Origin of the sequence: Blautia sp. HCP3S3_B11, assembly GCF_052064435.1 — a bacterium.
GTDB lineage: Bacteria > Bacillota > Clostridia > Lachnospirales > Lachnospiraceae > Blautia_A.
In genome coordinates this window covers 173,782-187,550 of sequence record NZ_JBQHVP010000002.1, presented here as the reverse complement: position 1 = coordinate 187,550, position 13,769 = coordinate 173,782, and the positions used below count along the sequence as shown (strand labels likewise).

Sequence of the window (13,769 nt, the reverse complement as noted above, 5' to 3'; positions counted from 1 at the left end):
GCATATGTGAACAGTAACGTGAACAGTAACTAAATGGTAACACTTTATGACAAAATCTTTACGAAAAAATGGTTTCATGTTATTATTATCTTATGTGAGTAAGAATAATGGCATGAATCCATTTTTGATTGAGAGGTAATCAGATGAAGAAAAAGTTATTCAATAAGCGGGGATGCAGGGGGAAAAAGCTGGCAATTGGTTTTATGGCAATATTTCTGTGCGGAATGCAGCCGGCACAGTCAGTTATGGCAACGATGCACTATGACAGAAGACAGACAGTTGCTTCAGAGCAATTTGAATCTTCTGTAGAAACATTCAGTGCAGCTTCTGCGGCAAGAGCAACGGTAAATAAGAATGCATGGAAGAAAATCAATGGTGTCTGCTATAACGGAAGCGGCAAGCCTATTCCAGGTGCGATTACCAGAGGAATTGATGTATCAGAGTGGCAGGGAACAATCAACTGGGAAAAAGTTAAGAGTTCTGATGTTGATTATGCGTTTGTACGCATTTCCTATGGGCTGAATTATATGGATAAAAAATATAATTATAACATGGAGCAGGCGGAGCTTGCCGGTGTGCCTGTAGGAACTTATGTATATAGTACGGCGAAGAATACAGCAGAGGCATTAAAAGAGGCACAGCTGGCTATCAATAAGATGAAGGGGTATAAGGTTTCCTATCCTGTAGCTTATGATCTGGAAGATTCGAAAATTCAGAAACTGTCAAAAAAGACTGTATCCGAAATGGCTCTGGCTTTTTGTAATGAGGTTCGCCGTGCCGGATATTATCCGATTATCTACTGTAATACATACTGGTATGATAATTTTATAGACTGGAGTATGCTTTCTGGCCTTGACGTGTGGATCGCCAGATATGGCGATACGATTCAGGCACCAGACAGAGCGAGGTATTCCTATACGATCTGGCAGTCTACCGATGGAAATACAGAAAATGGTTTGAATCCTACGAAAGGGCTGATTGCGGGAATACCGTCCTGGAATGATTCTGACATTGATTTTGGATATGTGGATTATACGAAGAAAATAACACCAAGATGGGAGCCTGTGGCTTCATATGTTCCGGCAGATACAGCGAATACCGGATCTTATGATCAGGCAAAAAATGGCTGGGTAGAAGAGGATGGAAGTACTTTTTACTATGTAAATGGCCAGAAAGCAGCCGGATGGAAAGAAATAGGCAATAAGAAATACTATTTTGATCCGGATACAGGAAGCCTCTATAAGGATAAGCTTTTTAAGGATGACGGGCAGGTCTATTATGTAGACAGTGACGGAGTCATGTATGCCAATAAATGGCTGACAGATTATAAAGGGAAAACGTATTACTTTAAATCTGATGGTGCCGCTTATAAGGGAATGAAACGCGTAGATGGAAAATATTACTGGTTCCATACCACACAGGGATATATATACAAAAACAGAAAAGTGGTCCGAAGTACCGGAGATATTTATTATTTTGGAAGTGATGGCGTACGCTGTGAAGATGGAATGAAACGCGTAACGGAAAATGGCACTTCTCGCACTTATTATTTCCACACAGATGGAAAAGCACATAAAGGCTGGCTGACATATAAAGGAAAAAAATATTATTTTTATAAAGGAAACAGTAAAATATTATCAGGAACCAGAGCAGAGAATATTACTCTGACCAGTTCAAATAATATTGTTTCTGTCTTTGATAAAAACGGAGTATGCACAAAACAGTACAAAAAATAAATCAGCTGGTATGTGTCTTTTTCCATTCATTTATAAATTCTATCTGTTCCTGATCGGAGATTTCCTGTGATGCTGCGTCGTTTCCGGCGGCTACACAGCACAGGAGAATGAAAGTCTGACAGAGAAGAAAGACCAGAATAAATAATAACGTAATCATAAGCTGCCTCCTGTTATATGCGAGAGATACTGACTTTTGGTATAGTCTTTGTGGATATACCAAAAGTCTTTGCATATTTTGAGAGTTTTATACATTTTATTCAAAAAAAGCAGAAAAATACCAGATGCTAATGAGAAATGTAAAGGGATTGTCAGGAATACTTGTAAATAATAATTGTTGGAAACACCAAGACAAGTTTTCGGGAATAATTTAAAGTAAGACTGGGCCTATAATATTTCAATGAAATGACGTTAGGGTCAAAAGTCTTACCGTGCAGGCGCAAATGACTTTCTGACTTTTTGCTCCTGATATCATAAAATGTTATAAGTGGATTGAGGAGTTGTTTATGATAAATTCAGATGATTCCGGCTATTCAGGAAAGGGCATTGGTGTCTGTGTACTGGATACCGGGATTTATTCTCATATAGATTTTACAGGGCGGATACGGGCATTTCATGACTTCATCGGACACCGTATCCAGCCGTATGATGATAATTCTCATGGAACCCATGTATGTGGTATAATAGGCGGTGACGGAAGAGCTTCACAGGGGCGTATCAGGGGAGTTGCACCTGGCTGTGAACTGATTGTGCTGAAAGTTCTGGACCGTAGGGGAAACGGAAGAAAAGAGGATGTGCTGAGGGCTTTTCAGTGGATTTTGGAGAACCGGCGGTATTATGGAATCCGTGTGGTCAATATTTCTGTCGGAACGACTTGTCGAACATTTGAGGATCATAAGGTTTTAATTGATGGAGTAGAGCGGTTATGGGATGAAGGACTGGTTGTAGTGGCCGCGGCAGGAAATCAGGGACCTGGTCCGGGAAGCGTGACGGCGCCCGGAAGCAGCCGTAAGATCATTACCGTAGGCTCCAGTGATCTTCTCACGGGGCGGACTGCCATATCAGGAAGAGGACCGACTTTTGAATGTATCTGCAAGCCTGATCTGGTTGCTCCGGGAAATCATATACTTTCCTGTGCTTCGGGACCGGATAACGGATATGGAGTTAAAAGCGGCACATCCATGTCCACGCCTCTGGTTTCCGGCGCGGCAGCACTGATGTTAGAAAAAAATCCGGAGCTGACAAATGTTCAGATTAAGATGAAATTAAAAGAATGCGCCAGAGATCTGGGACTGCCTAAAAATCAGCAGGGTTGGGGAGAATTGGATTTGGGACATCTTATGCGACCAGTATGAATTAATTGTACAATTGCAGTTTACTTCACTTTTGGCAATACACTTTGCAGTGCACAGGATTTGTGCTAATTGAATAAATTGGTGTAGTATATCTGGGGGTTCTGTTATATTCATGCCAAAATGCCTCACAGAGTAGTAACATTGTATTTTATAAAATACCACTTTACCATACAAAAGCATTGACGAATAGTCAGATTTCGGCTATTATGATAGTTAATTGATTATCAAAGGTGCTGGACACACAGTGAACAGTAAAATTATCAAAGCCAAAGAGGAGGACTAACATGAAAAAAATTCAGATGCAGACACCACTTGTGGAAATGGATGGAGATGAGATGACCAGAATTCTCTGGAAGATTATTAAAGATGAGCTTATTTTCCCATATATTGATTTGAATACAGAGTATTATGATCTTGGCCTGGAATACAGAAATGAAACTGATGACCAGGTAACTGTTGACGCAGCAGAAGCTACCAAGAAGTACGGTGTTGCAGTTAAGTGTGCAACGATTACTCCGAATAAGGCGAGAATGGAAGAGTACACCTTAAAGAAAATGTACAAAAGCCCGAATGGAACGATTCGTGCGATTCTTGATGGAACCGTATTTCGTGCTCCGATTGTTGTAAAGGGTATTGAGCCATGTGTTAAGAACTGGAAGAAACCGATCACGATCGCACGTCATGCATACGGTGATGTGTATAAGAATACAGAGATGTACATTGATGGACCAGGAGATGCTTATCTGGTATTTGAAGGTGCTGACGGACAACAGAGAAAAGAATTGATTCATCACTATGAAGGTCCGGGGGTTCTTCAGGGTATGCACAATCTGGATAATTCTATCACAAGTTTTGCAAGATGTTGCTTTAATTATGCGCTTGATACGAAACAGAATCTGTGGCTTGGCGGCAAGGATACGATTTCCAAGATTTATGACGGGCGTTTCAAAGAAATTTTTGCAACGATCTATGAGAATGAATTCAAGGATAAATTCGAGGCAGCAGGCATTGAATACTTCTACAGTCTGATTGATGATATTGTAGCCCGTGTTATGAAAGCGGAAGGTGGATTTATCTGGGCGTGCAAGAACTATGATGGTGATGTTATGAGTGATATGGTTTCTTCTGCGTTTGGTTCTCTGGCTATGATGACATCCGTTCTGGTATCCCCTCAGGGTTATTATGAATATGAGGCTGCTCACGGAACTGTGCAGAGACACTATTATCGTCATCTGAAGGGCGAAGAGACCTCTACAAACTCTGTGGCAACAATTTTTGCATGGACTGGTGCACTGAGAAAAAGAGGCGAATTAGATGGCAATAAAGATCTGATGGAATTCGCAGACAAGCTTGAGAAAGCTACTCTGGAGACGATCGAGAGCGGTAAGATGACAAAAGACCTTGCATTGATTACTTCTCTTGAGAATGTAACCGCGCTGAATAGTAAGGAATTTATTCTTGCAATCAGAGAAAAGCTGGATGAGATTTTATAATTTGTAAATGATTATGTCTCAAAACTGATAGATCGTATTTTATAAGATTATATAATAAAAATGGGAGGAACCTGCATTATGCAAGTTCCTCCCATTTTTCATATAATCCCTCAAGTTCTTCGGTAATTGCAGCCTTCTCTTTGCTGAGTTTTGCACATTCTGCTACGTTGGTGCAGATATCCGGGAGAACCATGGTTTCGTCGATTTCTTTGTCTCTTGTTTCAAGTTCTTCAATGCGGGCTTCAACTTTTTTTAATTCATTTTCGCGTTTTCTTTGGCGTGCCTGTTCTTCTTTCTGTTGTTGCCAGGAGAGTTTATTGTCAGATGCCTGTTTGGCTTCTGCGATTGCCTGGGCGGCAGCGGGTGCATATTTTTCAGTCAGTTCTTCTTTCTTTTCCAGATAATAATCATAGTCTCCGATATAATTTACGACTGCCTGGTTGGTCAGATCCAGAATTCTGGTAGCTGTCTGATTGATGAAATATCGATCGTGGGAGACATAGAACACGGTTCCGGTATAGCTGTTTAATGCCTCTTCCAGGATTTCCTTGGATGCGATATCAAGATGGTTGGTAGGCTCATCGAGAATCAGGAAGTTTGCCTCTGAAAGCATCAGCTTGGCGAGAGATACACGACCTCTTTCTCCACCGGAGAGGGCAGAGATGAGCTTAAATACATCGTCTCCTGTGAACAGGAAAGCAGCGAGCATATTTCGAATCTCTGTTTCTGTAAGAGTAGGATAAGCATCAGAAATTTCTTCAAAGATAGTTTTCTCCATATGCAGTACGTGATGTTCCTGGTCGTAATAACCAATCTGAACTTTAGAACCAAGACTGAATCTGCCGCCGTCTGCATCAATCAGTCCATTGATGATCTTTAACATGGTAGTCTTACCGGTTCCGTTATTACCAATCAGAGCTACACGTTCTCCACGCTTGATCTCAAAAGAGATATCGCTGAAAAGTGTCTGCCCCGGGAAAGATTTGGAAAGGTTCTCTACAGTGAGAACGTCGTTTCCGCTGATAAATCTTGGTTCCAGTGAGATTCGCATCTGGTTCTGGATTTCCTGTGGCTTATCGATACGCTGAATCTTATCCAGCATTTTTTCACGGCTCTCCGCGCGCTTAATTGACTTCTCACGGTTAAAGGATTTCAGTTTGGCAATAACAGCCTCCTGATGTTTGATATCACGCTGCTGGTTAAGATAAGCTTTATACTGCGCGTCACGAAGCTGTGCTTTTTTGAGTGCATAGGCGGAGTAATTTCCACTGTACATACGCATAGTGCCGGCTTCAATTTCCACTACCTTAGTGACTACCTTGTCAAGAAAATAACGGTCATGGGATACAATAAATACAGCTCCCGGATAGTTGAGCAGATAAGTTTCCAGCCAGGAAATACTCTCCATATCAAGGTGGTTGGTAGGCTCATCCAGCAGAAGGATATCCGGGCTGGAGAGAAGCAGTTTACCGAGAGCAACACGTGTTTTCTGACCTCCGGAGAGGGTTTCAATCTGGCGTTCGAAATCATCTTCGGTAAAGCCAAGACCTTTTAATACGCCCATGATCTCACTTTTGTATGCGTATCCGTTTTCCAATTCAAACTGGTGGCTCAGTCTTGTATAAGTATTCATCAGACTGTCCAGAGCATCACCTGTGGTTGTTTTCATCTCCTGTTCCAGAGAACGCAGGCGGTTCTCCATATCAATGATGTGTTGCTTGGTAGAAATCAGCTCCTCATAAATCGTGTGGTGTCCATGGATATCCTGGTACTGGGCGAGATATCCGATATTTTTATCTTTGGCAAGGACTACGTTTCCCGAATCAGGTGAGAGCTCGTGCATGATGATACGCAGCAGAGTAGTTTTACCGGCACCATTATTGCCAATCAGAGCTGCTTTTTCACGGTCTTCTATATGGAAACTGGCGTCTTGAAGGATGACCTTTTCGCCAAAAGATTTACAGATATTCTGACATGATAAAATCATAAGAATTCCTCCATTTATAATTTGTCCGCGTACTATTATAATCGAAAAAAGTTGTTTTTGAAAGTATTTTAAATGAATTTATCTATTTCTGCAAAGATATATGTTACTGCTCACTGCGTTCTTAGTAACATGCTTCGCGATGCAGGAAATATGAACCTCCTTGTGCTAAACCCAAGGAGGTTCATTTGCTTCACAAACTTAATTTATGCTATTCGCATAAATTCGCGCGGAATGTCTCAGGTTTTCTGTTGCCAAGCAATCCCAATTTGTTCCAGACTGCCGGAAATGATAGAAAGTTATAGATAAAAAATAGAAAATACCGTTTTATAAGATAGTTTCTGAGGTAAATTGATAAAAAATGCAGAATTATTTGGTGAAAAAGTACAGAATTAGTTTGACAATAAAATAACATCTGGGTATAATTGACATAGATAAGTTAAGGAGGGAAAATTTGTGGAAGCTAAAGAAATTTCAAAAGCGGTGATTAAACGTCTGCCACGTTATTATCGCTACCTCGGTGAGTTGATGGAGGAGAATGTTGAGCGTATATCTTCCAATGATCTCAGCAAAAAGATGCATGTGACAGCTTCCCAGATTCGTCAGGACTTAAATAATTTCGGCGGTTTTGGTCAGCAGGGTTATGGCTATAATGTACGTTATTTATACACAGAGATCGGCAAGATCCTTGGACTGGATACAGTACATCCGATGATTATTCTTGGTGCCGGTAATCTGGGACAGGCGCTGGCCAATTATGTGGACTTTGAAAAACGTGGTTTTAAACTGGTTGGTATTTTTGATGTAAATCCTGTACTTGAGGGAATTGCGGTGCGCGGAATCGAGATACAGATGTTAAGTGATCTTCCATGGTTTCTGAAGGAGAATGAGGTAGAGATTGCTATTTTGACTCTTCCGAAGAATAAAGCCAAAGAGATGGCGAAGATTTTAATTGATAATGGAATTAAGGCAATCTGGAACTTTGCACACATTGATCTGGATGCTCCGGAGGATGTAATGGTTGAGAATGTACATCTTTCAGAGAGCCTTATGACTCTGTCCTATAACCTGAGTGAATACAGGAAAGAGCACGAAGGCGAGTAGAATATGATGTGGAACACAAGGCTGTGGTCATCTGATCACAGCTTTTCTGAATTTAGCAAGATGATTTGGCTTATTCAGAACTACAAAATGAAAGCGGATTGCGAATATCCGATTGACATGTTTGATGAAATACGAGAACATACGGGGAGGTGAACAGATGAGAGGAGTTGTGACTGCAGCAGAAATGAAGGCGCTGGATGCAAATACGATTGAGAAAGCCGGAATTCCTTCGCTGGTATTGATGGAGCGTGCTGCATTACAGACTGTTACAGAAATCATAAAGCGGGTGAATACGAAGGATAAAGAGAAAATCCTGGTGGTCTGCGGAACCGGGAATAACGGAGGAGACGGACTGGCAATTGCCAGATTACTCTATTTACAGGGATTTAAAACGTGGTATTATATTGTTGGAAACGAAGAGAAAATGACAAAAGAAACTTCCAGTCAGCTTCGCACAGCAGAGTACTATCATACTCCACGGGTGCATAACCTGATTCCGGATGAATATACTACTATAGTAGATGCCATTTTTGGAGTTGGACTCAGCAGACCGATAGAGGGAAAATACGGAGAACTTATCAGCGAATTAAATCAGGCATCTGCGTTTAAAGTTGCGGTGGATATTCCTTCCGGGATTGATGCAGACACAGGATTCGAGAAAGGAATCGCTTTCCGGGCCGATCTTACGGTTACATTTGCCTTTCGAAAGAGAGGCCTGTGTTTCTATCCGGGGCGTATGTATGGTGGGGAGATCATTGTGGCGGATATTGGGATTTATTCAATGCCTGATAAGAAAATCCGAATGAATTACCTGGAAAGAGAAGACTTGAAAATGCTTCCGGACAGACTTCCCTATGGGAATAAGGGGACTTTCGGTAAGGTACTTTTGGTTGCAGGTTCTGAGGGAATGTGCGGTGCAGCATATTTAAGTGCCGCAGCTGCACTAAAGTGTTCGGCGGGCATGGTGAAGATCCAGACCGTGGAGGCAAATCGTGTTCCATTACAGACACTTCTGCCGGAGGCAATGATCACCTGTGATTTTGATGAGAGTAAAAATGAGAGAATGCTGGAATGGTGTGATGTGCTGGTGATCGGACCGGGGCTGGGAGCAAGTGCACAGAGCAGAGAGCGTGCTCAGTGGTTTCTGTCAAGAGCTGCTATGTGTGGAAAATCAGTTGTTCTGGATGCAGATGGGTTGAATCTTCTGGCACTTCATGAGGACTGGAAGAGATTTATCGGAGAGAATGTGATCGTCACGCCGCATATTGGCGAGATGAGCCGCCTGTGTGGAAAAAGTATTGGTGATATTCAGGATTGTCTGGTTCAGACAGCATTTGATTATGCAAAGGAAACAAAAGCAGTCTGTGTTTTGAAAGATGCATGTACTGTAGTGTCAGGTGCGTCAGAAGAGAGGTATCTGAATATTTCCGGAAACGCAGGAATGGCAACAGCTGGCAGTGGTGATGTACTAAGCGGCGTGATCGCAGGCGTGCTTTGTATGTATCTGAAAGCAGAAAGGAAGCCATCCATGGCGATGATGGCAGCCCTTGGTGTATATGTTCATGGGCTTGCCGGTGATCTGGCAGCTGAAACAGTAGGTCAGCGGGGTATGACAGCAGGAGACATTATCCGGTTTTTGCCGGAAATATTAAAATAAAGAATAACTGGTCGTAACAACGTGTGAATCGTTTATGAGCAGTTATGGCAGAGGACGAATTATTATGGAGAAAAATAACAGAGTGAAAGCAGTGATTTCTCTGGATGCCGTAGAACAGAATTTCAGGGAAATGAGAAAGAATATTGCAGAGGATACGAAGATGATCGCAGTGGTTAAGGCGGATGCTTATGGCCATGGTGCGGTACCAATCGCACATCTGATAGAGGATTATGATTATATCTGGGGATTTGCGGCTGCAACGGCAGAAGAGGCTGTTCATCTGCGTCAGGCCGGTATTACAAAACCAATTCTGATTCTTGGAATTGTATTTGATGAATACTTTCCTGAACTTGTTCAGTATGACATTCGTCCTGCTGTATGCGAGTATGATGAGGCGAAGAAACTCTCTGATGAGGCTGTTTTACAGAATAAGACAGTACATATTCATATTGCGCTGGATACAGGTATGACCAGAATTGGTTATGCGGATATACCAGAGAGTGTGGAGGAAATCAAAAAGATCGCTGAACTTCCGAATCTTGAGATAGAGGGGATGTTTACTCACTTTGCGAGAGCGGATGAGTATGACAGAAGTCCGGCGATGGTTCAGCTTGAACGATATCAGGATTTTTCGAAACGTGTAGAGGAAGCCGGAGTGGATATTCCGCTGCATCACTGCTCTAACAGTGCCGGGATTATTCGTGTACCGGAGGCAAATTTAAGTATCGTTCGCGCCGGAATTACTATTTATGGAATTTATCCTTCTTCGGAGGTGGAGAGGGACATCGTGAAGCTTGCACCTGTAATGGAACTGAAAAGTCATATTACATATGTAAAAGATGTTCCGGCAGGTGCTGCGATCAGTTATGGCGGCACCTATGTGGCAGATAAGAAGAGACGTGTAGCTACGATTCCGGTAGGCTATGCAGATGGATATCCAAGACAGCTTTCTAATAAAGGATGGGTTCTGATACATGGAAAAAAAGCCCCGATCCTTGGAAGAGTCTGTATGGATCAGTTTATGGCAGATGTGACAGAAATCGACAATGTAAAGAAGGGTGATGAAGTAACTCTTCTTGGCAGAGATGGGGATGAATTTATCAGTATAGAAGAGATGGGGGATCTTTGTGGCAGGTTTTCTTATGAATTTGCCTGTGATATCAGCCCACGTGTGCCAAGAGTTTATATAAAAGACGGCAAAGAAGCTGAAGTATGGTATCAGGGACAAAAGGTTTTCTGAACCTGAGTTGACGCCATGGATTACTTTTGTGCGCGGATAATGCGGCAGAACTATAAATGACAGAGTAAACTGCAATTTTGTAACTGTTCATCAGCAGGTTATCCATTACTATAACAATAATCAGAAGATTTATTGATACATAAGGGAACTGAATAGTTACGGTTATTTTATATACCACGCATGTATACACAAGAAAAAGATGGAAATACTTAATTCTAAAACAAGGTTTTTATGAAACCAGAAAGAATCGGAGTGTGAATTGTGTGGTAATTAAAAGAGGGGATATATTTTATGCGGATCTTCGTCCGGTAGTGGGGAGCGAGCAGGGAGGGATTCGTCCGGTTCTGATTATTCAGAATAATGTTGGCAACAGACACAGCCCTACGGTGATCTGTGCTGCTATTACATCCAAAATGAATAAGGCGAAACTTCCGACACATATTGAAATAGATGCAGGGACTTATGGAATTGAAAAGGATTCTGTAATTTTACTGGAACAACTTCGAACTATAGATAAAAAAAGGCTGAAAGATAAGGTATGCCATCTGGATGAGGCAATGCTTGATAAAGTCAATCACGCACTTGAAATCAGCCTTGAACTTACTTTTTAGAGTCTGTCTGAAAAATATGTTCTGTATTCACTGGTAGTATCCCGCGAGATGTTTTTTGTGAACGAAGGTCACCTACAGAACCTGCCACTGGCAGCTTCTTACGGATGCTTGGCAACAGAAAACCTGAGACATACTGTATGCGATTAGCATAAATTAAGTTTGCGAAGCAAACGATACTCCTTGGGCTTAGCACAAGGAGGTTCATATTTCCTGCATCGCGTAGCATGTTACTGGGCACGGAGTGAACAGTAACTGATTTTTTAAACACGTTCTGATATCTTGACGATTAATTGAGAAAGTGATATATTTTATCAGTAACTACGCGTATTCAATACAGAGGAGACTGATCAATACAATGGAAGATGGCAGTAGTATGCCCCTCTGGGGCTTGTTTGTCTTACTATCGTTGCTGTGGCTAAATGGTATCTTTTATGGATTTGCTGCGGCACTGAGAAATATAAGTGAGAATGATACACAGAAGAGAGCAGATGAGGGCGATAAGAAAGCGCAGATGCTTATGGCATTGATCGATAAGCCAACGCAGTTCGTCAATGCGATTCCTTTGATCGTAATGGCGTGTGGTATTTGCTTTGGTACGTTTCTTGTTCCATGGGCAGTAGAGTCATTTCACCCGTACATAAAGCACGTACCGGCATTGATCCTGGTGATGGCATTGAGTGTGATTCTGCTTGCGGGAATTGGGATTCTGACTTTTCGCCGGGTTGGTACGTATCATCCGGATACTTATGCGTACAGATATCTGAACCTGGTACATTTCTGGGTGAATCTGCTGAAACCTTTTACGGTATTTATTACCTGGATAGCGAGACTGGCAGCAGTGCCGTTTGGCGTGGAAATAGACCGTAAGGAATCTGCTGTGACAGAGGAAGAGATCATTTCTATCGTAGATGAGGCCCATGAACAGGGTGTCATTGAAGAGAACGAGGCAGAGATGATTCAGAATATTATGTCTTTTAATGAGACAGAAGCGCATGATATTATGACTCACAGAAAAAATGTTGTAGCTTTTGATGAAGAGATTCTACTTAAAAACATGATCGATACGATGCTGGAGGAGGGAAATTCCCGTTATCCGGTATATGAGGAAAATATTGACAATATTAAGGGAATCGTTCATTATAAAGATGCACTCAAGTTCATGACACAGAATCCATGGGCGAAATTTAAACCGCTGAAAGAGCTGCCAGGAATTATCAGGCAGGCTTCGCTCATTCCTGAGACAAGAGGAATCGGAGATCTTTTTCATACCATGCAGGCCAAGAAGATTCATATGGCTGTTGTTGTGGATGAATATGGACAGACAGCAGGTATTGTCACTATGGAGGATATTCTGGAAGAAATCGTCGGGGATATTCTGGATGAATATGATGAGGATGAGATCACGATTCGTGCGCAGAAAGACAACAGTCTGATCGTTGACGGGCTTGCGTATCTGGAAGATGTGGAAGAGGAATTGGAGGCTGATTTTGGAGACACAGAGTTTGAGACATTAAATGGTTATCTTACGAATATTCTGGGACATATTCCTACAGACAAGGACATTGATACGACCATAAAAGCGATTGGATACTGCTTTACCATCTTGTCTATCGGCAATAAGACGATCGGCAAGGTCAGGGTAGAACGGGATAAATAAATGCTATTGTCCACAACGTGGACAGTAATAAACAAATTATTTTAACAAAAGGAGAAAGAAAGATGTCAGGACATTCAAAATTTGCAAACATTAAACATAAGAAAGAGAAAAACGATGCAAAGAAAGGTAAGATCTTTACAGTAATCGGACGTGAGCTGGTTATGGCTGTTAAAGCAGGTGGTCCGGATCCGAACAACAACAGCAAGCTTCGTGATGTAATCGCAAAGGCAAAAGCTAATAACATGCCAAACGATACAATCGAACGTGGTATCAAGAAAGCTGCTGGCGCTGATTCTGCAGATAACTATGAGAAAGCTGTATATGAAGGATATGGTCCGAACGGTGTTGCTATCATCGTTGAGACTCTGACAGATAACAAAAACCGTACAGCAGGTAATGTTCGTAACGCATTTACAAAAGGTAACGGAAGCATCGGAACTCAGGGATGTGTATCTTACATGTTCGATCAGAAAGGCCAGATCATCATCGATAAAGAAGAGTGTGAGATGGATGCTGATGAACTGATGATGCTCGCTCTGGATGCAGGTGCAGAGGACTTTAATGAGGAAGAAGACAGCTACGAAGTTCTTACAGCACCGGATGATTTCAGTGCAGTACGTGAAGCCATCGAGAATGCAGGAGCACCAATCGCAGAAGCACAGGTTGCTATGATTCCTCAGACATATGTAGATCTGACAGACGAGCAGGCTCTTAAAGATCTTCAGAGAACACTGGATCTCTTAGATGAAGATGACGATGTAACAGACGTTTGGACAAACTGGAACGAATGATTTAACCAGATTAGGTAAGCAGCGAAAGCGGATTGTGAATATCCGCTTGACAGAAAACAGAATAATATTTTGCAAATGATACATAATACCTCCAGGAGAATAATCTTGGAGGTATTTTTATGCGTGATATTATGATGAATAAAA

The 13,769-nt window shown here is 41.9% G+C and carries 11 protein-coding genes; 9 read left to right on the top strand and 2 right to left on the bottom strand.

What is annotated here, in order from left to right:
- The first annotated feature begins 143 nt into the window (after window positions 1-143).
- Window positions 144-1,736 (top strand): GH25 family lysozyme, encoded by a 1,593-nt coding sequence (locus ACTNC0_RS02380; protein ID WP_441086211.1) that lies wholly within the window; start codon window positions 144-146, stop codon window positions 1,734-1,736.
- A 1-nt stretch (window position 1,737) separates the two neighbouring features.
- Here the strand turns inward: ACTNC0_RS02380 and ACTNC0_RS02375 are convergent, their stop codons facing one another.
- Window positions 1,738-1,893 (bottom strand): hypothetical protein, encoded by a 156-nt coding sequence (locus ACTNC0_RS02375; RefSeq protein ID WP_178761999.1) that lies wholly within the window; start codon window positions 1,891-1,893, stop codon window positions 1,738-1,740.
- A gap of 346 nt (window positions 1,894-2,239) precedes the next feature.
- Between ACTNC0_RS02375 and ACTNC0_RS02370 the strand changes: the two genes are divergently transcribed.
- Together ACTNC0_RS02370 and ACTNC0_RS02365 are read left to right on the top strand one after the other, a co-directional pair.
- Complete coding sequence (locus ACTNC0_RS02370; RefSeq protein ID WP_441086210.1) at window positions 2,240-3,088, top strand: S8 family peptidase; 849 nt, start codon at window positions 2,240-2,242, stop codon at window positions 3,086-3,088.
- Between the two features lie 284 nt (window positions 3,089-3,372).
- Window positions 3,373-4,581, top strand: a complete 1,209-nt coding sequence (locus ACTNC0_RS02365) for an NADP-dependent isocitrate dehydrogenase (RefSeq protein WP_441086209.1) — start codon at window positions 3,373-3,375, stop codon at window positions 4,579-4,581.
- 76 nt (window positions 4,582-4,657) lie between these two features.
- On the opposite strand, the gene abc-f is transcribed toward ACTNC0_RS02365, so the two are convergent.
- Window positions 4,658-6,568: a ribosomal protection-like ABC-F family protein gene (gene abc-f, locus ACTNC0_RS02360; RefSeq protein WP_118609867.1), complete on the bottom strand. Its 1,911-nt coding sequence runs from the start codon at window positions 6,566-6,568 to the stop codon at window positions 4,658-4,660.
- A 453-nt stretch (window positions 6,569-7,021) separates the two neighbouring features.
- Here abc-f and ACTNC0_RS02355 point away from each other — a divergent pair, with 453 nt between their 5' ends.
- The 6 genes from ACTNC0_RS02355 (at window position 7,022) to ACTNC0_RS02330 (ending at window position 13,625) form a co-directional block, all read left to right on the top strand.
- On the top strand, window positions 7,022-7,669 hold the full coding sequence (locus ACTNC0_RS02355) for a redox-sensing transcriptional repressor Rex (protein ID WP_441086208.1): 648 nt from the start codon (window positions 7,022-7,024) through the stop codon (window positions 7,667-7,669).
- Between the two features lie 157 nt (window positions 7,670-7,826).
- Window positions 7,827-9,326: an NAD(P)H-hydrate dehydratase gene (locus ACTNC0_RS02350; RefSeq protein ID WP_441086207.1), complete on the top strand. Its 1,500-nt coding sequence runs from the start codon at window positions 7,827-7,829 to the stop codon at window positions 9,324-9,326.
- A 64-nt stretch (window positions 9,327-9,390) separates the two neighbouring features.
- Window positions 9,391-10,566 (top strand): alanine racemase, encoded by a 1,176-nt coding sequence (alr, locus tag ACTNC0_RS02345; RefSeq protein WP_441086206.1) that lies wholly within the window; start codon window positions 9,391-9,393, stop codon window positions 10,564-10,566.
- Window positions 10,567-10,829: 263 nt separating this feature from the next.
- Window positions 10,830-11,177, top strand: coding sequence for a type II toxin-antitoxin system PemK/MazF family toxin (locus ACTNC0_RS02340; RefSeq protein ID WP_441086205.1), 348 nt, complete (start codon window positions 10,830-10,832; stop codon window positions 11,175-11,177).
- 355 nt (window positions 11,178-11,532) lie between these two features.
- Window positions 11,533-12,834 carry a hemolysin family protein gene (locus tag ACTNC0_RS02335; RefSeq protein WP_441086204.1) on the top strand — a complete coding sequence of 434 codons (1,302 nt, stop codon included), beginning with the start codon at window positions 11,533-11,535 and terminating at the stop codon, window positions 12,832-12,834.
- Between the two features lie 62 nt (window positions 12,835-12,896).
- Complete coding sequence (locus ACTNC0_RS02330) at window positions 12,897-13,625, top strand: YebC/PmpR family DNA-binding transcriptional regulator (RefSeq protein ID WP_441086203.1); 729 nt, start codon at window positions 12,897-12,899, stop codon at window positions 13,623-13,625.
- Window positions 13,626-13,769 lie beyond the last annotated feature (144 nt).